This window comes from Pseudoalteromonas sp. SR41-1, assembly GCF_014164015.1.
Taxonomy (GTDB): domain Bacteria; phylum Pseudomonadota; class Gammaproteobacteria; order Enterobacterales; family Alteromonadaceae; genus Pseudoalteromonas; species Pseudoalteromonas distincta.
Map to the genome: position 1 here is coordinate 70,728 of NZ_JACJEK010000005.1, position 22,067 is coordinate 92,794.

20 protein-coding genes are annotated in these 22,067 nt (G+C 38.9%); 5 read left to right on the forward strand and 15 right to left on the reverse strand.

Features of this window, described 5'->3' with window-relative positions:
• Positions 1 to 151: 151 nt before the first annotated feature.
• From H5118_RS20570 to H5118_RS05590, 10 genes are all read right to left on the reverse strand, one after another.
• Positions 152 to 310, reverse strand: a complete 159-nt coding sequence (locus H5118_RS20570; RefSeq protein WP_259397895.1) for a hypothetical protein — start codon at positions 308 to 310, stop codon at positions 152 to 154.
• Positions 311 to 405: 95 nt separating this feature from the next.
• On the reverse strand, positions 406 to 762 hold the full coding sequence (gene cas6f, locus H5118_RS20575) for a type I-F CRISPR-associated endoribonuclease Cas6/Csy4 (RefSeq protein ID WP_259397896.1): 357 nt from the start codon (positions 760 to 762) through the stop codon (positions 406 to 408).
• Between the two features lie 2 nt (positions 763 to 764).
• Entirely contained in the window at positions 765 to 1,817 is a 1,053-nt protein-coding gene (csy3, locus tag H5118_RS05555) for a type I-F CRISPR-associated protein Csy3 (RefSeq protein WP_182748097.1), read from the reverse strand.
• A gap of 14 nt (positions 1,818 to 1,831) precedes the next feature.
• Positions 1,832 to 3,919, reverse strand: coding sequence for a type I-F CRISPR-associated protein Csy2 (locus H5118_RS05560; RefSeq protein WP_182748098.1), 2,088 nt, complete (start codon positions 3,917 to 3,919; stop codon positions 1,832 to 1,834).
• Positions 3,920 to 3,923: 4 nt separating this feature from the next.
• Positions 3,924 to 5,219, reverse strand: coding sequence for a TniQ family protein (locus tag H5118_RS05565; protein ID WP_310736091.1), 1,296 nt, complete (start codon positions 5,217 to 5,219; stop codon positions 3,924 to 3,926).
• Between the two features lie 68 nt (positions 5,220 to 5,287).
• Positions 5,288 to 5,572 (reverse strand): hypothetical protein, encoded by a 285-nt coding sequence (locus tag H5118_RS05570; RefSeq protein WP_182748100.1) that lies wholly within the window; start codon positions 5,570 to 5,572, stop codon positions 5,288 to 5,290.
• Positions 5,573 to 5,642: 70 nt separating this feature from the next.
• The gene (locus tag H5118_RS05575) at positions 5,643 to 6,407 is read right to left on the reverse strand and encodes a hypothetical protein (RefSeq protein WP_182748102.1); all 765 of its coding nucleotides are present in this window, start codon (positions 6,405 to 6,407) and stop codon (positions 5,643 to 5,645) included.
• Positions 6,408 to 6,582: 175 nt separating this feature from the next.
• Positions 6,583 to 9,894: a type I restriction endonuclease subunit R gene (locus tag H5118_RS05580; RefSeq protein WP_182748104.1), complete on the reverse strand. Its 3,312-nt coding sequence runs from the start codon at positions 9,892 to 9,894 to the stop codon at positions 6,583 to 6,585.
• Positions 9,895 to 9,945: 51 nt separating this feature from the next.
• Positions 9,946 to 11,499 carry a restriction endonuclease subunit S gene (locus H5118_RS05585; protein WP_182748105.1) on the reverse strand — a complete coding sequence of 518 codons (1,554 nt, stop codon included), beginning with the start codon at positions 11,497 to 11,499 and terminating at the stop codon, positions 9,946 to 9,948.
• Entirely contained in the window at positions 11,489 to 13,102 is a 1,614-nt protein-coding gene (locus tag H5118_RS05590) for a class I SAM-dependent DNA methyltransferase (protein ID WP_182748106.1), read from the reverse strand. The genes H5118_RS05585 and H5118_RS05590 overlap by 11 nt, the downstream gene beginning before the upstream one ends.
• Positions 13,103 to 13,361: 259 nt before the next feature.
• Between H5118_RS05590 and H5118_RS05595 the strand changes: the two genes are divergently transcribed.
• On the forward strand, positions 13,362 to 14,651 hold the full coding sequence (locus tag H5118_RS05595; protein WP_182748107.1) for a pentapeptide repeat-containing protein: 1,290 nt from the start codon (positions 13,362 to 13,364) through the stop codon (positions 14,649 to 14,651).
• An 81-nt stretch (positions 14,652 to 14,732) separates the two neighbouring features.
• Here H5118_RS05595 and H5118_RS05600 read toward each other — a convergent pair whose 3' ends face one another.
• Positions 14,733 to 14,987, reverse strand: a complete 255-nt coding sequence (locus tag H5118_RS05600; protein ID WP_182748108.1) for a helix-turn-helix transcriptional regulator — start codon at positions 14,985 to 14,987, stop codon at positions 14,733 to 14,735.
• A 156-nt stretch (positions 14,988 to 15,143) separates the two neighbouring features.
• On the opposite strand from H5118_RS05600, the gene H5118_RS05605 reads away from it, so the two are divergent.
• A complete protein-coding gene (locus tag H5118_RS05605; RefSeq protein WP_182748109.1) occupies positions 15,144 to 15,728 on the forward strand; it encodes a hypothetical protein in 585 nt (194 codons plus the stop codon).
• Positions 15,722 to 17,110, forward strand: a complete 1,389-nt coding sequence (locus tag H5118_RS05610) for a DEAD/DEAH box helicase (protein ID WP_182748110.1) — start codon at positions 15,722 to 15,724, stop codon at positions 17,108 to 17,110. Before H5118_RS05605 ends, H5118_RS05610 begins: the two co-directional genes overlap by 7 nt.
• 244 nt (positions 17,111 to 17,354) lie before the next feature.
• Here the strand turns inward: H5118_RS05610 and H5118_RS05615 are convergent, their stop codons facing one another.
• The 4 genes from H5118_RS05615 to H5118_RS05630 form a co-directional block, all read right to left on the reverse strand.
• Positions 17,355 to 17,756 (reverse strand): hypothetical protein, encoded by a 402-nt coding sequence (locus H5118_RS05615; RefSeq protein WP_182748111.1) that lies wholly within the window; start codon positions 17,754 to 17,756, stop codon positions 17,355 to 17,357.
• A gap of 52 nt (positions 17,757 to 17,808) precedes the next feature.
• Complete coding sequence (locus H5118_RS05620) at positions 17,809 to 18,624, reverse strand: hypothetical protein (RefSeq protein WP_182748112.1); 816 nt, start codon at positions 18,622 to 18,624, stop codon at positions 17,809 to 17,811.
• The gene (locus H5118_RS05625; protein ID WP_182748113.1) at positions 18,621 to 19,313 is read right to left on the reverse strand and encodes a hypothetical protein; all 693 of its coding nucleotides are present in this window, start codon (positions 19,311 to 19,313) and stop codon (positions 18,621 to 18,623) included. Before H5118_RS05625 ends, H5118_RS05620 begins: the two co-directional genes overlap by 4 nt.
• Positions 19,314 to 19,651: 338 nt before the next feature.
• Positions 19,652 to 20,257, reverse strand: a complete 606-nt coding sequence (locus H5118_RS05630; protein ID WP_024591674.1) for a DUF998 domain-containing protein — start codon at positions 20,255 to 20,257, stop codon at positions 19,652 to 19,654.
• A 601-nt stretch (positions 20,258 to 20,858) separates the two neighbouring features.
• Between H5118_RS05630 and H5118_RS05635 the strand changes: the two genes are divergently transcribed.
• Positions 20,859 to 21,143: a hypothetical protein gene (locus tag H5118_RS05635; RefSeq protein ID WP_182748115.1), complete on the forward strand. Its 285-nt coding sequence runs from the start codon at positions 20,859 to 20,861 to the stop codon at positions 21,141 to 21,143.
• Between the two features lie 2 nt (positions 21,144 to 21,145).
• A complete protein-coding gene (locus tag H5118_RS05640) occupies positions 21,146 to 22,042 on the forward strand; it encodes a TIR domain-containing protein (protein ID WP_182748117.1) in 897 nt (298 codons plus the stop codon).
• Positions 22,043 to 22,067: the final 25 nt, after the last annotated feature.

Sequence of the window (22,067 nt, forward strand, 5' to 3'; positions counted from 1 at the left end):
AGCTGCCTACTCGGCAGATCACTATAAAAGTAGCTAAGCTTATTTATATAATTCATATAATTAAAAAGCAAATTCAATTTTACCCATATTTTTATATGCTTGCTCAGAGGGTTCTGTTATCAACGGCTTATAATGAAGACATTAATAAAGGTTAATTACTTTCTATTAAAGGTGATAAATCAGGAACCGTGCCCTTAAACTTTTCATTTGAGGAAAAACCATAATTACTCAAGACTGGCTCTGCTTGGCAATCGGCATCTTGCTTTTGAATATGAAGAATATAATCTTCTTGTGAACTCTTACTAGTCATAGCTACCCTATGAAATATGTCAATCTCTCGGGGAGCATCGAGCTTTTTAGGATTAAAATCTTCACCTCTTGCTAATGCTCTTTTTTGCAGGCGCTTTAATCTTCTCCTACTTTCACCTGGAATATTTTTGCTACCGACTGATTACGTATAAAACGTACTTCTTGGCAACTGTCAGGAACGGTTGAAATTTGGCTTATTTTAAAAAAGCCACAATCTTGCATGTCAACAAAGTATGCTTGCTCTTTAAGGTTGTTTAAAACCTCCATATCCTTATGAACAAAAGCAATTACATTGCCAATTGATGAGTCTGACCAAGCTGGAAACGTAACTCCCATTCCTTCAATATTATGCTTTAAAATAAACCCATGCATGATAGAAATACAACGGCCAGTAAGCAGAGCTAGATTGGCTTGTTTTGGTAAAAAGTTGACTGTGAAGTAATACCTTTGCATAACTACGCCTTTTTAGCCTCTGCTTTTTTCTGGAACATTCCGCCCTTAATCAATACAGAAAATAAATAATAAATAGCTGGGTCTATATTTTCATTTTTATTAGTAATGCAATTTTTAAGAGCTGATAAATACCATTCAGTATTTTTAAAAATAGAATAAAAGTTTTGCTCAGAATCGGGAAGACGTCGGGCAATGCCTATTTCTTTATCTGCACCAAACTCATGCACTCGTAACCTTTTACTTGCATCCTCATCCCACCAATCATCTATTGACTGAAGCGCCGCACCTATTTTTACAGAATTAAAACTTACAGCGTATCGGCCATCTACACATTTAGCTTTTACAAACTGTTTTGAGGCCTCTCCTTGCTTAACTTTGTCGTTTAGAATTTGGCTTGGGTAAATTTCTTGGCAAAATGAGGCTTCTATTTTCGCGGTTATATCGGCACTCCAAAACACATTGGGATCAGTTAATGCGCTCTCAATTTCATTACTAAGCTCTTCCAATACTGTTAGATCATCAGAAGCCCACTTACTTTCCCAAGCTAACTTACGGGTGTTATCGATTAAATAACAACTCCCTTTGCTAGTTTTAATTTCAATTTGAGTGTTGCCGGTGTTTTGATTACGCCAAAGCCATGTACCTAATAAAATATTTCTGCAATAACGAGTGGCTAACTCTTTATAACCACCACACTCTTTAAATGTTTCTGCCAGCTCTTTTAATAAAGAAAAAACCTCTGGATCACTACAGCCTGAAGGGGCCAACGAGTTAGCCTGAACCCTTAAAGAAAACCGACAAAATATATGTTCCACATTTGGAGGTACATAACACTCTTCTAGAGTTAATATATTATTATGCGTTAAGTCCTGAGGCGAGATGTTTTTTGGTGAAAACTGCGGGGTGAATGCTTCAGTAAAACCAGATTTAGGGCCTCTAACTTTATTAACATCAGCCTCTAGAGGAACAAAATCAGAGTCAGCCGTTTTATAAAAAAACACAGCTTTACCAGGATAAAGCGAGCGATCATATTTTAATATATTACATAGTTCCATTAAGTATTTTCCGGTTAAACTTTTTTCATTAGCATAAACTTTTCTTGTGCATCTAGCACCCAAAAAGCGCTATTAAAATAGTTACCAATACCTTTTAACCTAACACTAATGGCCGTTTCGTATTTCACCACTCCTATTGCTGGTTCAGCATAACAATGCAGTCTTTCAAGTGATCCAACTCTAGCCATCGGTTCAGTGAGTAACATATACCCCATCATAGATGGGCTTAGTTTAGAATAACTATTTGATAATAAGAGTAGCTCATCTAAATCCTGTATTTTGTGCTCAGTTGGCATAACCCAACAACCAGATAAAGGGAGTCGCCTTAACTTTTCAAATAACTGATTTTCATTACTATACAAACAGCACCAATTTATATTTGAATTAAGCTCAGGCTGATGCATAACACCACCTGCAAAGTTAGATGGAAAATGCGCTTTCAAAATGTCAGGCTCACTATCTACTGCCTGTAAATCATCTTCATAACCATCAATGTGTATTATTAAATCAAATATCAAATCACAGTATTTGCCGTCAATAATTCCTGGTCGCTTAAGCTTACTTTGCTGAGCGCCTTGAAGGCTAAGTTCAGGAAGCTTTTTTCCGGCTATAGTAGAATAATCTCTAATAAACCAAGAAAAAGATGTGAACCGTACATTTGTCCCTAGCGCCTCATTAAGTTTTCTTTGGTAGCTATGAATCATACCCCAAACAGCGGTTAAAGATGGAATACCTGAGCAGTAAGGGTTCGATAACGCTTGCGCATCAAACACACGTATACCGCTTAAATGTAAATAACGAAAATGTTCTTCATCTACTTCAATCGGTTCATTTTTTTGATCTGTAAGATTGATAAGGAGCCATTGTAAAGCTGCTTTCAAAGGGCTCATTAATTTAGGGTGAAACGCATACCTTTGTGTCATGCTCACACCGCCAAGCATTTCATTTAGTAACCTAAATAAAGGAACCGTTAGCGAAGGGAGTTCGTCGTCGGGCAGCGATAGTATTTTGTACTCTAGTCGGTCTGAAGCACTCTCAAACTGTTCTAAGTCATGCCCATTCTCAATAACGTCCAAGCGCCATTCAAATACAGGTGAAAACCATTCTAAAAGCGTGTTTCTCAGCTCTTTAATGTTTTTTACTTTTTGTTGTCTACGCTGTTTAAGAGCCAGCGCATTATTACTAAATATAATACCTTCTAAAGCTTTAATTAATTCCGGCTTTAATAGTGCCTCAACATTAAATACTGTTTGCCCATTATTTAATTTAAATGCTCGTGAGTTACTTAAACCATGATATTTACTTCGTATCTTAGGAGGGTAATTAAGCACATTAACAACCCCACCTAAGGAAGCAGCTAACATACTGACAGCAGCAGGACGCGTAAACTCTACATTGCTAAATCGAGCTCGTTTATCAATTGCCGCCTGTTGAATTTTTGATTGAACAACATGGCTAATTACAGGCGTAACAGCTAAGTAACCATCATGATAAGGCATTCTAATTTGGCGAGAGTAGCGGTCAACAGAATCGGGAATGGCCTCTTCAGGCAATGAATTTTTAACGGTTACACATAAGCTTTTAAATGCCTTAACGGATAACCCTAGAGAGGTAAATGCGGATTTCCAGTTATCCGAGTTCGTAGCTAATACTTGTGCCAGACAACTGACTTGATTTTGCCATTTAAAGTAACTGACAAATAATTTAGCAAAATTAACTTTAGCTGAGTCATGTGACCAGCCATAGGCTTTAGGATAGTTAGCACTACTCAAAACATAAGAGTCTAGTAGTGGAGGCGCTACAGCTAGATTTTGCTTACTGACTCTAATATCAGGGTACTTTAAATTATGAGTATGAAACCACGCTATTTCCTTAATACATTTATTAATATGATCTTCACTTTTTAAAGCCTGTTTTGCTAGCTGCTTATCCAGTAAGTCATCAATTTGGTTTTTCCGGTAAGTCAGGTTTAACAAAATTATCAGAGCAATGGCTTCGCTGCCTGTTATATCAATCATTGCCGTATAAGGGCAAAAAGCACGACGTAATAACCTATCTCGCTCGGTGGCGTCTGTAATTTTTAACAGTTCTTTTAAATGCATATACTCACCATGCCGACAAATACATTCTAGCTTTATCATTTCCAAAACTAGTTTTGTACTCTATAACATGCCTTAAAAAAAACACACCCTTATAGGGATTGATTCGCTGGTTCATTTTATGACGAAATGCCGTTTGCAAAATACCATCTTGGTACAACCTATAAACCTGCTCTACTGAAGTGCCTAACAAAGTTGCAGCCTCTAATACGCTTACCAATAAGTCGGCTGTGTTTGGTTTTTTAGCTTTAGGATTACCCTCAACCAAAGTAACTAAATAATCTAATAGAGCCCTATAAATAAAGTGAAGTTCCCTCTGCATTTGAGTTCTGGGGCAAGCCAAAATAGCATCACCAAAAATAAACTTAAACTCTGTTTTATTAAACAAATCTATTAGCTTCATTTCTGCATTTTTACTTAATTCATCAAGCTCTTTGTAAAAAACTGCTGGCCACTTACTAAAATAAACCACAGCGACATCTAAACAAAAATTATCTGTTTGAGAATACCGCTCGTGATACCAAAGAAGCGCAGCAAAGCGTTCTGTAAGAGTCGTATTGTTAAATAGCGGGTTACTATCATTACGCTCACTTTTATCCAGCAATTTATTTAAATGCTCAATACTTAATGTCTTTGCAGATGAGGTACTAGCGCTAGAAAGCTCAAAACCGCATGAACAATGAGTAATTGACTCATTTTCTATGTAGTTAATTGGAGCACAGCACTCTGGGCAGTTATGGAGCAAAGTACACTGATGTTTAGTGCACGCATTTACCCACTTTATATGCCAACTTTGTTTTATGTAAGCTTTTTCTGCAAGACATTGTGGGCATACCGGAATCGAATCAACGGCATCTTCTGTATAGTAACGAATAAATCTTTGTGGGATGTCTACGCCATTGTTATATATGGCGACTGAGGAATTGAACTTAATATCTGACTTTAGCAAAGCCAACTTTTGTAGCTCGTATCGAGGTAAATTTAATAATGTTTCAAGTAGCCCTAAAGCCCGCATTCTAAAGTGGCTATTATGCTTGGTGTGGTAAACATTGAGCCTTTTTAAGTCGATCGGGAATGCGCCATGCGCCTCAAAATCAAGATCATGTAGCTCTTCTCGTATAGCTAAGCTCAACCCTTCATACGAGTCAAAAAAATTCTCAGAAACGACCCGTAACAAGTAGCTTTCCAACGACTCGTCAGAAAATGCCCGAGCCTTGGGAGAAAATAGAAAAGCCATACACGCCTTAAAACTTAGAAATCCTAAGCTAAAAGATAAAGCTATCCTATTTAATATGCAAGCCACATCATAAATAATATTATTGTATAGCTGCCCTATATACTATTACTGACTCTTATTAGCGCTATATAGGTTTATGATTTTTCTGTTAGATTAACAGTTCTAATAAATCCTTCATTTTCAATTTCATAACTGACTTCACGCACATGATTAACTACATAACAGCTACAATTCCATCTTTCATAAGAAACTGAAATTATTTTTCCCTCAAGATAACGCTCATTTTCAGAGCCTACCGACATTAGAACTTCTACATCGTCACCACTTCCAAGATCCTCCCTATCACACTTCATAGGATACAACTTACCATTTGGAGATAGTTGAACAAATGCTATTCGCTGTAGTTTGGATCTTGTCATTGGATAACCTTTACTATCTTTTATAAGGTTGGTTGAAATTATTTAACAAAAAGAAAAATAAATGATTAAGCTAATTTGTATAAGTTTCCATAATTATACTTATCAATTCTCCGTCATTTAATTCTTCATCAGGAACTTCAAAGTTTTGAGCTATCATAGCCATTTTTTTTACTAGCATACGGGTAATAATAGGGTTATATGTTTGCATGTACTCAATAGCATCAGTAAAGGCTTGCTCTTGAAAATCAACTGACTGTTCAGTCTTTAGCTGTATGGCTTTAAAAAATGATAAATTGTGATCATACCCATCTTTTTCAATTAAACCTTGAAGGTAAAGGGCCATTGCAGCGGCCCTCCTAGCGTAACCATATGTCATCTGAATCAGCTTAGAGCTAGCCATGATGCCTTCTGTTGACTCACCAAGATCATTAATTATATCTACAAACATATAACCTGTTTGATTTTGCTTTTTAACAACATCTAGTAGCTTTGCTTTATTTTTAACCTTTGGCATAAATAATTTTTTTAAAAAGCTACCCGTACTACTTAATGCTTCAACCTCAGCCAAAATTTGGCTAAAAGGTAGTGCCGTATTTATGCTGAACCACCAGTATCCTTGTGGTGAGTAGCCTGTTTGCCTTCCCTCAAAACAAGTGTCATTACTAAAAGGGTTTTCTCCTTTTTTCCAATCTGATGAGGGTAACTGTATACTTTGCTCAGGCATTGTAACAACCCCCTGATAAACACCATTTTTGTAAGTTACCTTTAAAATATGATTTGTTTTTGTATCTTTTACAGTAAAACCACTTTTAGTTATTTCGTAGTTTTTAGTCATTAGCCAAATTCCTTTTAATTTAAGTTTTAAGTGTCTTGTTGCCTGAAAAACAGGTCTATCTTTTGTACTAGTTTTAACAAACTATATTTAGTGAATCACTTAATAAGTTATCTCATGAGCTACATATTCAACTTTACTTTTAAAACATCCACTCATTCACACTTATGGTGTTTCTCTAATTATCTTTTATCCTATTTACTTTAAAACTCTGCGCTTGCTCAAATATTTCTTTATACACTTCATCGCGGCTGATTGGTGGGTATTTAAATTTAGCCAGTATTAAAATCAGCTCTACTTTTAAAGCTGATTTAATATCGTCGCGGTGGTTCCAATCAACAAATTTTACTTTGTCGTCTACAATTACTTTTACCGCTTGGGCGAGCTCTATTAGCTTATCTTCGGGGTAGTCAAAGTCGTATTTAACGGCAAGTGCTTTTAACGCGTCGTAAAAGCCTTTTTCTTCAATATCGATTCCTAGCTCGTCGCCGGCGTTCATTTCGTCGCGTACGCTGTAAATCATATCAACCATGCTTTCTGAAAAGTCATCTAATACGCTACTTACCAGTACGTCATCTTCTTTTCGTTCGTTGTAGCGCTGTACCAGCGATTCAAAACGTTTAGTAAAGTCGATGCCTTGGGTTTGGTTTACTTTTTTAAGCTCGCCAATGGCTTTAGCTAGCATTTGTTGCAGTATTTTTATTTTGGTATTCGGGAGTTTTATTTTTTCTATTTTAGCGATGTAGTCGTCATTAAAAATGTCGATTTCGCCGCCATCTTCATTGCCGAGTTTAAATACTTCTTCTACGCCGTCGCTTTGCAGGGCTTCGCTTATCATTTCACGTACTTTGGCGTTCATTTGCGCGGTATCGGGCGCTTCACCTTTGGTTAGCTTGTAAATAATAGAGCGAATAGCGAGGTAAAAGTGGATGTGGTTACGCTCGTTTTCGTTAATTTTTTCACTACCGCAACAAACATCGTAAGCGGCTTTTAAACGCTTTACTAAATCCATAAAACGCTTTTGGCGCTTTTCGGTAATTAGTGCAAACTCAGCGGCGTGGTTTAAGCAATTTAATTGGGCAACGGCTTGACCGGTAAAGTATGGGCTGCTGTCAAATTTATGAAATAACTGGGCAAGTAACGCTAAGTGATTTTTTACTTCAATAACCGAGGCAGTAATATCTTCAAAGTTGGTTTCGTCTGTTTTTAAATACTGCGCTAGGGCTTTATTCATTTCAGATTTAATACCAATGTAGTCAACCACAAGGCCTTTGTCTTTGCCTTCAAACTGGCGGTTAACGCGTGAAATAGTTTGTATTAAGCTGTGCTTTTGCAGTGGTTTATCTATGTACATGGTATCTAAAAATGGCACGTCAAAACCGGTTAGCCACATATCTACCACTATGGCTATTTTAAAATTCGAGTTAGCATTTTTGAATTGTTTATCAAGCTCTTTACGCGCGTCTTTACTGCCAAGTAAATTATATAATCGTTCAACGTCGTCTTTGCCACGCGTCATCACCATTTTTACTTTTTCAGAAGGCGCTGCAATACGGCCTTCGCTAATGGCACGTTTTCGCTCGGTATCTGATAGTTTTTGAGCGTCGTCGGTATCTACTACATCAAACCAATGTGGGCGTAGTTCTTCTAGTTCTTGATACAGCTGATAGGCAATACCACGCGAGCTACACACAAACATAGCCTTTCCTGCAACCGTAGAGCCTTCTTCAGCGCGTTTTTCGTAATGTTCAACAAAGTCCCTTGCTAAAACATTAATGCGGTCAGGATCGCCTAGAATGCTATTCATGTTAGCGGTGGCTTTTTTACTGTCTTCTATTTGCAGCTCGTTACTGCCTGCATCGGCGCATTCTTTGTAATAGGCTTCAATTTCTGCAAGCTTGCTGTTATTTAAACAAACTTTGGCGGCGCGGCCTTCGTACACAATACGTACGGTTATTTCATCTTTAACCGACTCAGTCATGGTGTACGAGTCAACCACTTCACCAAACACGTCTAGCGTGGCGTCTACTGGCGTGCCGGTAAAACCAACGTAAGTAGCATTGGGCAGTGAGTCGTGCAGGTATTTAGCAAAACCAAAGGTCTTTTTTACACCTTTTTCGGTGATAGTAATTTTTTGATCAAGATTAACTTGGCTACGATGCGCCTCATCAGATATACAAATAACGTTAGTGCGATCAGTTAAAAGCTGGGTGTCTTCGGTAAATTTATGAATGGTCGTTAAAAATACCCCACCGCTATTACGGCCTTCAAGTAGCTCACGTAAGTGAGTACGGCTAGTCACCGTTTTTACCGTGTCGTCGCCAATGTAGGTTTTAGCATTACCAAACTGCTGCGAAAGTTGATCGTCTAAATCGGTTCGGTCGGTAATTAAAATTATGGTGGGGCTTTTAAGTTCAACGCTTTTCATCAATAAGCGTGTTAAAAATTGCATGGTGTAACTTTTGCCACAACCCGTTGCGCCAAAGTACGTACCGCCTTTACCATCACCTTGTGGTTTTAAATGCAGTTTTATATTTTCGAACAACTTATTAGCCGCATAATATTGCGGGTAACGGGGTACAATTTTTATCTCTTTTTTGCCAGCGTTTTTATTATCAGAATCAGGGAAGAATACAAAGTTGCGCATAACATCGCGCAGGCGCGCTTTATCAAACAAGCCCTGCAATAAGGTATGTAACGAGTTAATCCCCTCTTGCGCGGTTAGTTCTTGCCCCGTTACTTTACCCCACGAGTAAAAAAACTGGTACGGCGCAAATAAGTTACCCATTTTGTTGTTTACGCCATCGCTTATAACGCACAGGGTATTAAACACAAATAACTGCGGAATAGCGCGCCTGTACCGCACCGTTAACTGCTCAAAGGCTTCAAAAATTGGGGCTTGTTCGCGTATTGCGCTTTTAAATTCAAACACCACCAATGGCAAGCCATTTACATATAAAATGCCATCGGGAATACGCAGCTCAATATTGTCGTAACTTGTGGGGCTTTCTATTTCTAACTGAGTAACAAAGCGATAAATATTATCGTCTTGCAGGTAAGTCACACTGGCTTCATTCACATTATCCAAAGCAGCCATAGCATTCCCTACTATTAGGCTACTTTTAATACCTTGTTCAACGTTGTCGTAATCAAGCAGCTGAATATACAAATCTTTTTGCGCTGCGTTGCCTGCTACCATGCCGCGCTCGCGTGTCAGTAAAAAGCCATCACTTAGCCATTTACAAAAGGTTTTATTGCTCTCGTATAAGTCACTGGCTGGCAGCTTTTCAAGCTTTGCAATAATTGAGTCTACTTCGCCGGTAGTAATGTTATTTTTAGCGTAACGTTTGGTTAAAAAAGCACGTAAGTCCTCTTTAATTAATACATCGCTATTATTGCGAGTAAGCTCACCGCCCAACAAATGCGGGTAGCCTTGCTCGCCTAATAGCTCAACCACCGCTTGTTCTAATTTGGCTTCAGTAAATTTCATCAAACATCCTTATTCTTGTTTTTGTGGCCTTTAAACGCTCAGCTAAGGTTATTAATCGACTACTTCTTCATCAGTGGTTACATCGGGTATTTGCAATTCACCAGAGATGAGTTTGGGTAGCAAAGTGTCACGGAGTTTAGTTAGTTGCTCCGACTCAAGCTTTTTAGAGAACTGTTGAGTTAGTATTGAATTTATAATTTCTGAAAATCTGTTCTGAATTTGGCCGTCAGGAACTAAAATAGTAATCGTATCTAAATCTTTTCGCTTAATACTAGCCTGAACAGTTGTAATCAACCTTGCATCCATATCATATTGGAAACGATGTGATTTAATATAATAAAACATGTATTCAGGGTTAACATGCTTACCAAATCGTAGCCCTAATATATTTTGTGCTATACCAAATTTTGTATCTTTGACATAAGTAGTCCGACCAATAGTACCTACCGTAGAAATTAATATATCTCTTTCCTCTACGTGAGCACGAAACCACGTATTATAAGTTTCCAATGAAAACTGTTTTTCTGATTTAAAACTAGGGAAATTGCTGCTTTCCGGAATATGCTTAACTTCAATTAAAGGAATGCCATTATTAACAAGTGGAGGCGTTTTCCCTCTATTATCAATATATTTATCTATGACTTCTTTAAAAGATTTCCCTTCCCAGCCTTTTGGTATCCAGCCTAGTTGTTCGTTATGTTCGAACTCACAGGGGAAGTGGGCGTGGGTGTTGGCGTGTTGCGCTAATATTTTAGGGTTGGCGTTAAAGTTTGGTTTAACGGGTGTTTCAGCGGCTGAAACTGCTGCTTCTGTTGCTTCTTCTGTTGCTTCTTTTGTTGCTGAGAGTACTTGTAACTCGTGAGCGAGCGCACTGAGTGATGCTTTGCATTCTACTGCATTTTCTAAATTGTTCAGTGCCACTAAGCGGCGTTGTGCTTTTTGTTTTAATTCGTCAGGCAGACTAGTTTCAAGGTTGTCTAAGTTAAAATCAACACTGGCAAGTAAGTTATCGAACACCGGATCAAAATCAACAAACCAGCTTTTAAATAGCGCCTGCGCCATTTGTTCTAAGGTATGGTTGTTTTTTTTGTTTAGACTTATCTTGTTATTAATAGCATTCAAAGTATTAATAACTTTTCGTTGCTTTTTTATTTCAGGAATGTGGATATCGAAGTCTGGTAACTCTCTTAATGAAATTCGTTCAACTGTTGCCCCATGAATTGTACGTTTTTTTATTTCTTGTTGAAAAACAGGTGACAAGTAAGCATATAGTAAATATTCTGGGAGAACTTTAGATTGATCCGGCCTTAGCAACCCCATTCTCCTTCCTAAACAAGCAGTTACGCCAGCAGGCATTAATGCGGCTTCACCAAGCCTAGTTTCGTATGAAAAGAGTACATCTCCTACTTGGGGCGTTACCCTTTTAGTCCACTTTTTGAATTGCTCCTCGCTAAGATGGGCAGATTTAGAAAGATCTAATTGACCATTTACGAGGCTTGATATACTTAAAAAATAAGGACCTACATCAATTTTCTTTGGCGTAGCATGTGGGCCATCAAAAACTTCAGCTATATCTCTTATCTTCATCAGATATTTACTCCCCATAACCCAGCGCCTCCAAGTTTTTACGAATGGCTTTATCAAGCTCATCGCTTTGGTTCATTTGGTTATAAAGGGTTTGGCTGAGCTCAGTCATTTTAGTTTCGAAAGGAATGCCATCATCGGCAAGTTCAGCGGCACCAACATAACGACCGGGTGTTAGTACGTAGTCGTTCGCTTTTATATCGGCAAGGGTGGCTGATTTACAGTAACCAGCAACATCCGCATATTCTTGCTCGTTATCTGTCGCAAGCTCTTCGCCGCGCCATATATGATAGGTTTCGGTTATTTTAGCTATGTCGTCGTTGGTGAGTTCTTTTAAGGTGCGGTTAACCATAGAGCCCATTTCGCGGGCGTCTATAAATAGCGTTTCGCCTTGGCGGTCGCGACGTTTTAGAATGCCTTTTTCGTTATTACCGCGCTTGTCTTTACTTATAAACCACAAACACACCGGAATTTGTGTGGTGTAAAACAACTGCCCTGGTAGGGCTATCATACAATCGACTAAATCGTTTTCGATTATTTTTTGGCGAATATCGCCCTCGCCACTGGTGTTAGAGCTCATTGAGCCATTAGCCAATACAAAGCCTGCGGTGCCATGCTCGCTGAGTTTTGAGATCATATGCATGATCCATGCATAGTTGGCATTACCGGTAGGCGGTGTTGGGTAACCTGCCCAGCGGGCATCGTCGACTAGCTCGTTATCGGCGCGCCACTGTTTTTGGTTAAACGGTGGGTTTGCCATAATGTAATCGGCTTTTAGGTCGGGGTGTTGATCTTTAAAAAAGGTATCGCCCGCTACATCGCCTAAGTTGCCCGAAATACCACGCACAGCTAGGTTCATTTTTGCCAGTTTATAAGTGGTGTTGGTGTACTCTTGCCCGTAAATAGATATGTTTTTTTGGTTGCCATTATGGCTATTAATAAACTTAAGCGATTGCACAAACATACCGCCCGAGCCACAACATGGGTCGTAAATTTTACCTTCGAATGGTTCGATCATATCGGCTATTAGGGTAACAATTGATTTTGGCGTATAGAACTCGCCCCCGCCTTTGCCTTCAGATGCGGCAAATTTACCTAAAAAGTATTCGTACACACGGCCGACTAAATCTTCTTCTGTTTTTTCGTTTTGGTTGGCAATGGTGTCGATATTATTAATGGTATCGATAAGCGCCGAGAGCTTACTGGCATCAAGCCCTAAACGTGAAAAGTAGTTATCGGGCAATGCGCCTGCAAGTGATTTATTGTTTTTTTCGACCGCGTGCAGCGCGGTATCTATTTTAACGGCAATATCGCCTTGCTTAGCGTTGATTTGAATATATGACCAGCGTGCGTCTTCTGGGAGATAAAACACGTTATCCATCGCGTAAAAGTCGACCATGTCGATGTATTCATCACCGTACTCAGCAACGATAGCCTTTTTACGCACTTCAAATTTATCACTAATAAATTTAAGAAAGATTAAGCTTAAAACAATGTGCTTATATTCGGCTGATTCAACACTCCCGCGCAGTTTATTGGCGGCATCCCAAAGGGACTCTTCAAACCCGACTTGTGTTTTTTTTGCGGCTTTTTTAGTTGCAGGCTTTTTTGATGCAGCGTCCATGTGGTCTCTCTTTGCAAGAATATCAATATAAATTATTGGCTTATCATACCGCAAAGGTCGTGGATTTTTGAGTGTTAATTAGTAATAAATTGGTATTAAAAAAGAGATTTAAAGCACTAACTAAGCAACGATAATTATGAAGAAGATTATTTAGGTTTTCTTTGGATTAACTCTGCGTGTACTAAAGACTAAAAATGAAATAGCTTTTTACTTATGATAAAACATAGGGCTGGGTTTACTTTAAGGTATATTGTTAAAAATGGAATTTAAAAAACCAAACTTATTAAGTAAGGAAGCTAGTGTAGCTCTATGGCTTCAGGGGAAAGATGCTTGGAATGAGTGGGCAAAGAACAATCCGGACATCGGGGTTGATTTTAGCGGCGTGAAATTCTCAATATCTGAACTGCTAAAAATCGTTCCCAATAATAAAGTTTTATTAAAAGCAAATGCAGAACGTGATTTTTCAAATCTAACATTCGTTAACTACACTTTCCCTCATTTAGCTGATTTTTCAAATGCTGAATTTAATATTCCTACAATATTCGACAATGCTACTTTTAATGGAACAGCTGATTTTTCAAGAGCTATATTTTCCCAAGATGCCTCATTCAATAGTATTATGTTTAATTGTATTGCGTCTTTTTACAGCGCTGACTTTCAAAATTCAGTAGTTTTTAGTGATTGTAATTTTAAAGGAAATACACTATTCACTTGTTCGCATTTTGAAATGCTGGCTTACTTCCCAAGTACTAAATTTCACGAAGTTGTAGGTTTTGATCATTCAACTTTTGCTGGCGGTACGCACTTTAAAAATACTAAATTCTTATGCAAAGAGGTTTATTTTGAGTATATAAACTGTACAGACACCTTCGACTTCGATGAACTTGATGCAAAGAAAGTAATAACTCTGTCTTTCAAAGGAAGTGTATTTGAAAAAGATTTTAATATTAGTGGACACTTTAAATGTATTCCAGATTTGAGAAGTACGAAGCTAAACCACCATACTGACTTAACTTCTATGGTATATACACTAAATCGCAAAAATATATTTTTTACTCCAATAAAAAAAGCAACTGACACACTCGATATTGGACGCCTATGTAGACTTAAAGAGCTTGCAGAACAAAATAAGAGTCATGATATGGCTCTGGCTTTTCATGCGGATGAACTTAGAGCTAAACGATGGGGTAGGCTCAATATTATACAGTCAGTTATGGATATAATTTATTCTGTTATCAGTAACTATGGGCAAAGTATAATGCGTCCACTGCTGCTGATCGCTATATCTTTTCTTCTTTTTAATTCGTATATAATTTCAAAGTCAGATATTGAGATAAAAAGTGCTTACAAGCCGGCTGCAACTTTATCTATAGCTACAATAACTCCTTTTTTATCAATATCAAAGGAAGCCAGAGAGCATGGCGCACAAGTACTATTTGAAAAGCAATTACCTGAGAACTTTTATCTTTATAGCTATGCTTACGCCAGCTCGTCATTTGTATTTCTATTTTTAATTGGGCTTGGCCTACGTAATCGCTTTAGAATTTGAAAAGACTTAGGAATATGAAGTACTCCATACGGCTACTTTTAAACTTTATGGCTTTGATTAACCAGCTTGAATTAGAAGATACTATTCTGATTCAAGCAATTTAATAAGCTTACGTTTACCTTCGTCATCTAGCTTTTCAATTAAACACGCTAGTGTTGCGCTTTCTTCTGATTCACAAAAAAAGTAATTTACGGGAACGTTTAGCTCGGACGCTAGCTTTTTTAAAGTAGCTAAGTCGGGCATATGGCGACCCGTTTCGTAATGGTTCATTCTGCCGCTGGCTGAACTTGGATCCATCCCTATTTTAATACCTAACTCTTTTTGGCTTATTTTCATTCGCTTTCGAGCCTCTTTAAGACGCTCTGTAAAAAAGGATTTAACCTGCACCGTTGCTTCATCTTGGTAATTCTCACATTTAAATGATTGTCTAGTTTTTACATGAGCATGTATACTTAGGAATCCTAAGTTTATGGTGAGTAGTAAGGTTTAGCAATGAGTAAAAAAGCGAATATGAATGTATTTTTACATTTTCTTTTGGTAATCAAACAGATGAATAATTTCACTGTGACGCAAGCGAAAGATGCTTTATTGCGTGAACAATCTGAGTTTACTGATCTAGTAGAAACCCGAAAGTTTGTATATCGTCAATTAACTCGCAATGTTGCAAATGGACTCTTAAGACGAACCAATAAATTAAATAAGGGAGCTAAGGAGGTTATATATTCAACAACAGAGCTTTTTTCAAGTTTAGAAATCGTTCCTACTTCAAGGCGAGGTAAAGTAAAACAAATAGATACTGCAAATATTGGCGCTCCTGATATTTCGCCCGAAACAGTTAAAGTTATAGAGTACCAAGAAGAACTTAAAAAAGATTTATTAACATACGAGATTGATTTAAATACTGTACTTGAAGAAGCTAAAGAGTATCAGCGCCTTTCTGCACGCTACCCTAAGCTGCAAGAACAGTTGCAGCTGCATCACACTCAAGCAAAGGAAAAGTCGATTAAATTACTTGGCAAAATAAATGCTTTGCAGACTTTATTGGGTAATAAAATAACAGAAAAACAACCATGTTAAGAGGTTGGCAAGCAGCCTGCTTATCGGCAGTTAAAAAGCATTACTCCCAAAGTAATAAGCACTTTTTTTGTTTAGCTACACCTGGGGCTGGTAAAACCGTGTTGGCGGCAGAAGTGGCAGCGTATTTATTTGAAACTAAGCAAATAGACTTTGTGATTTGTTTTTCACCCTCTAGCGAGGTGGCTAATGGTATTAGAAAGACGTTTGCTAAACGATTAAATTGTAATTTTGACGGTGTTATTGGCTCAGTTGGTTGCTCGTATACTTATCAAAATATGCGCTTTTTTAATGACGACTACTGGAAGCTATTAAAGAACAACCGTGTGTTAGTGGTGTTTGATGAAATACACCATTGTGCTGGTTCGAGCATTGAGGATGCCAATGTATGGGGGCAAGATATTGTTAAAAACATTCAACACCACGCTGCTTTCACGTTGGCTTTAACAGGCACACCTTGGCGCTCTGACCTTCTCCCAATTGCGCTGGCGACTTATAGCGACCCTGATAATAAAATAATATGTAATTACACTTACTCGCTGCAACAGGCGGTTAATGATGGCGTTTGCCGTAACCCCAAAATTGTTTTAATTGATAATGAAGAGATTTCGGTAACAACCACAAAACAAGAAACTAAAACCTATAACTCATTAAAGTCTTTGCTAAAAGATCCATCGATTTCCTACCAAGACTTGATTAAGCACGAAGCTGTAATTAATTACATTGTTGCTCAAGGAGTAAGTAAGCTCGCCACTATTAGGCAGAAAAACAGTAATGCAGCAGGACTAATTGTGGCCTCTTCTGTTGAACATGCAGAGCAGATAGTGACTGTACTCACCGACCTTTTTCATCAATCAGCAACCATAGTTACTTACAAAGAAAGTGATGCTGGCGATAGAATTAACCATTTTCGCTTTAGCAACACGCAATGGATTGTAAGTGTTGGCATGGTGTCGGAAGGTACTGACATACCAAGACTACAAGTATGTTGCCATTTAAGTAGAGTTAAAACTGAGCTTTATTTTAGGCAGGTGCTTGGCCGTATATTAAGAGTAAACAATTCCCCAAACCAAGAAGCTTGGCTATTCACCCTCGCCGAAGAAACACTAAGCACCTTTGCAAATAGAATCGACCAAGAGCTACCCGACACTTGCGTATTGATAAGAAATAACGCCATAGCTAATGAGTATTTTGGAACAAAGAACCATAAAAAGGCAGGCTCCACTCAGCTCGATAGTCAGCCGATTGTTGAAATTGATGATTTATTGTTTTCATGGAGAGAAAGCGAATCAAATCAGCTGAAAACTGAGCCTCAAGAAGCAAGCTTTTTACATGCCTTTGGCGGGTTTAGAGAGCGGGTGATAGAGACGTTTTTAGCAGGTTAATTTGAAGCAATTCACATCAGTCCATAGAGTTTTAATGATTAGGCTTAGGTTTCATCTGGCAGCCCCTATGAGCGAGAGGCAGACGGTCGGGTAAACTCGTTTTTGGACAATTATGAGTTAGTGTCGACGGGCGGTTCTGTGCCAGTAGCGCACATTGGTAACGCCGCCATAAACCGCGAGACGTCAGGAGCGTCGGGCGAAAAAAGGGAGCGTATTTAATGGCTTTGTTAGGCAACGCAATCATCTACAACGAGGCAAGGAATTGTTGAATTTCTGGCGCTCTTTGTACAGCATAGCGATAACCGGAAATTACTTTTTCAAGCTGATGCTCAGAGCTAATGGGCATGTGATACGATTTTATACAAACACCCTGTGCGAAATTACCAATACGAATAGACATGCCCATTTTACCGCCTTTCGAGAATTCCCCACCTTTGGGTATCGTTTCCATTAATTTTTTATATTCTGCCCAGTTTTCCTGAAAGGCAGATATATATTGCTCAACAGAACTCCCTGCAATAGAAACAAATTCTCCGTTATACCTCAAGTCAGGTCCGGAAAAATAATACGTGATCTCCCATGACGCCTTTGTAATCTTGAGCTTGCCTCCACATACCAATGGTTCCTCATATGTCCCCACACTCATTATTTATCCTCATCGTAGCTAATTTACTACTAACGTCCCGTGGAAGCGGTTGTTAGCCGCTGTTTCGAAACGCGACTGTGACTCGACAATTGCCATAAAAATGGAGACGCATGGCAAATGGAAGTTTGCCATTGCCTTCCACAATTTGAAATGTGAATACTTCCGGATTCTTTCCATAGTATTGAGCCTCTTTGAAAGCAATATCTGAAGAGCTCGAAACCTTCTCTGTCCGGTCGGTAACCAAACGATCATTTTGTGTGCCCCTGGCCAACAAAAACTCCGGCTCTACTTGGACTGTCTCAAGCCATTGCCTTTTGTAGTAATGAAAGAAAAGCGCTCTAGCCATACACTCTAACGCATAGTAAAACCTGTCGGTATCAATGGACACTGCTGCTGTCTCGAACCACTCTTCTTTTTCAGTATCGTTGACCAGAACAGGGACATGGTTCTCCACGATTCTATTAATGAGTGATGGATTTCGATCAATAGCCCTCATTATTTTTGACAGAAAATAGTTTTCTGCAATTGGGTTCGCGGGAAGATTAACAACTAGACAATAAAGAATGTATTCGTCGTCTTTCGATTTTTTACTGTTATGGTCTTCGCAAGCAGGTACTGTGATCAGCTCTTTCCGCAGATCCATGCCTTGCGGAAGATCCTTTTGTTCTGGGAAGAGGCATTTTGGTGGCACATGCTCGTCTGTATCACCTTCTTTGCTGCACATGTAACAAATTGGCATTTCCTGCTCCTTGGCGGCTAACTCCCGCATAAAATGCGGATAATGCTTGGCTAAAATTAGCGAAGAATGAGCGCCAGCCAAGCGTTTGACGTCATTTTTGATGCGTGTTGTTAGGTTTTTGAGCTTCACTTAATATTAAATTTCTGTTCGGTATTCCAAAGACCGTGCTTCTTTGGGCTAAGGTCTTCACCTACAGTTAAAATTTCGTTTTCGTAAGTTATGTCACCTGAATACCTATCACCCAAAACAATGGTTCCAACCGAGTGTAAATGTACTCTTTCTCTAGTGGTAACCCCTTGAGATGATCCCTCTAAAGTATTGTCAGCTTTTAATGACAATAGCATTACGCTCATGAACACACCTGTCCCGCCTCCATGATCTATACATAAGACTATATGAACTCCAGATGGTGTGGTGCCTATATATTCATAGAAGAAAGAACCTTCACCTTTATTTCGCGTGTACCCAATTAAATTTTTACCATTAACATTTCGATGCTCTATTTCGACATTAAACCTGTTACTTTTATTTGCCGAAACTAAATCAATTGATGAGGTTGTTTCGGATGAGTCGCTAATCCAGCCTAGAAGCTCTTCAACAATTCTGGGGTTAACGAATTCCTCTCTTAAAAAGGAAAAGTTTAAGTGCTTCCAATACTGCCCAATGTTTTCACTTGCATTACCAACGTTATAAACAATTTGCTTCGGAGGTTCACTCTTTTTGCTTACATATGCAGTGCCTGCACTACCAATAATAAGGCAAACCCCGGCAATTAATGAGGTTTGTACACCTTCTCTTTGAAAAAACTTTTGAGTCAAGAGAGCACCTTATGTTTGAAGAAGCCTAACGCCGCGCTCTGCGGAAATTTAGGAGCGACAGCGAGTAAATTTTCCGTAGCAACGCCTTGTGTACGCCTGACATGGGCATTGACTGATGAGGTGAAAGTCCTCTGTAGGAAGAACACCGTTTAAATAACGCACTGTTATTAAACGATAACTACTAGTGAATGGCAAGGGCTAAATCGCGAGAGACCGAAGAGGTCAAATCTTGACTTCATACATCATAATTTATCAATGGCCGGTTTTCGCTCTTTGCCGAATTTTAGCTAAGTGCCATGAGTGGACGGTCGTAACCATAGTCACTTGTTAGTTTACAATTACGCTAACACTAATGAAAAGGCACTTAGCCAAATTAGCTGAAAACCATAAGAAATACGTTGATGAATTCCAGGGTTACTTTGAGATTTTAAGGCTTTAGCCATAGCAAATAGATAATAAACAGCAGCGATAACAGAAACAACTGAAAAAATACGGAAATATAGTGGGATAATTTCTGTTGTTGGACTTATAGCTACTAATATTGGTGCTACAACTAGCGACAATAACATAATAAAACCAGCCCAAGAGTGTACCTTACAATTAAAAGTTGGATTTTTAGTAAATGGATCAGCGTCCATAGGAAAGTACCCTGCTACCCATGTACCAATGCCATGAGCTATAACTAACCAACCCGCAATATTTACTAAAATTGAAACGCTTGATAGCTGCGCCAAATACCAACCGAAAAAGCAAAAGAAAAAGCCTAGAGGGTAATTATTAATTAAGGGAGACAATTTTTCTGTTGGGCTGCCTGTTGCCCCTAACTCACTACAAAATTGTTTAGAATGGCTGTAACCATTATAAAATCGGCTCGCAACATAAACACCAATGAAGATCCAGATTGTTGCAATTAACCCTGAATAGATCGCAATACTTTCAAACACTACCAAAATCCTTTTTGTAAACTAACAGCTTTATCAGAGGACACTTTCCCTATTTTAGCGTGAAAACGTCCTTATTTTATGAGCTTCTATTAATAGCAAATAGTATAAGTTAGTGCCAATCATAAATATTATGCTGAGTTAAGTTATTTTATTATATAAAAAAGAGAAAGACTTATCACAGTATCACTTGAGTAATAGCGACTTATATAGCGCAATTATCAATGTCCGGTTATCGCTCACAGCCGATCTTCGCAAAAGTGCCATAAGCCGACTATCAGCCGTAACTCGTTTCTGCCCCAAAACGTGTTGAGACAAATGCCTCAAAAGAGCGATTACCGGTCATTGAGATAGGCTAAATGTAATGGTTAACTGATTGATAAAAGTGCTCTTTGCTCATATATTCATGAAAATAAGCGACGGGCGTATATTGTTCTATTTAACTTTACTTTAAAGTTTTAAAAAACTTAGTGATAGTAATATCTTAGGTTATTTGTTAAAACTATATAAATAGTTAAATGAGCGTTAAGTCGGCAGAAATATGCTGCAGAGCGCGGCGTTAAAGCTCAAAGATGCACTGACACACCATAAACAGGAGGGAACCATGTTTAAAATTACTGGGCTTGATAAACTGCAGAAAGATCTAAAAAATGCAGAGCAAGCATTGAATGAACTAGATGGAGAGTTGGGCGTCGTTAACTTTGATCCTCATGATCCTGCCAGTATTGAAGCTGCCATCCAATCAGCTAGCCAAATTATTGATAACCGCATTGAACCTTATGCCAGTAGCCCTATCGTCGATTCGCTCACCGAACAAATGAAAGAAAGCTATAGAGAAACGATTCTTCAAAAGGCCGCTGAGGCCAGATTGCAACCTGACGAGAATTAGTGATGACCCAAGATATTTTCGGAGAAATTAACAACGCAATCCTAGACTTACAGAACTCGCAGTTGCAGACTTATGAACGCCCATTGAAAAAGCTAGGGCAATTGTTACGGCATACCGACCTTGAACCTTACAATGAGGAACTGACGGAAGAAGTTGACTTCGACGCTTTCATTGCTGAAAGCGAAAAAACTGGGGGCAGCATGGTCGGGAGTGCCCAACTTGCTTGGCCAGATGACCTCAAAAAAACGATGGGTTTAACATTGCTTCTTATAGATAAACTGGCTAATGACCCACGTTACGCTATCAACTTTAGTCATCATTTCTTCTACTCTGGAAATAAAATCATCGCTGGTATCCATGCGCTCACTGGGCAACTCATTATTCCCTTTGCGCGTGATTACAAGAACTATGTTCAATCGAAGGGGAGTTTTGAAACTGTGTTGAAGCAACCAGTCTCACGAAAGGTGTTTATCGTTCATGGGCACGACAATGGTGCTCGGGAAACTGTGGCTCGTTTTCTGGAACGCATTGGTTTGGAGGCCGTTATTCTCCATGAACAGGCTAATCAAGGGAGAACAATTATCGAAAAAGTCGTTGCAAACAGCGATGTTGGGTTTGCGGTAGTCCTTCTCACACCGGATGATGAGGGCCGTGTAAAAGGAGGGGCACTTGAGCCTCGAGCTCGTCAAAATGTATTATTGGAACTGGGTTACTTCATTGGCCGCTTGGGCCGAGAAAAAGTATGTGCTCTCAAACGTGGTACGTTAGAAATACCTAGTGATTTCGCGGGTGTTGTATGGGAAACAATGGACAGTAGTGGCGGCTGGAAACAGGCTCTCGCGCGTGAACTTGAAGCGGCTGGGCACAGTATAGATTGGAACAAAGCAATGCGCGCTTGATATGCGCACACCACAATCGAAGGCC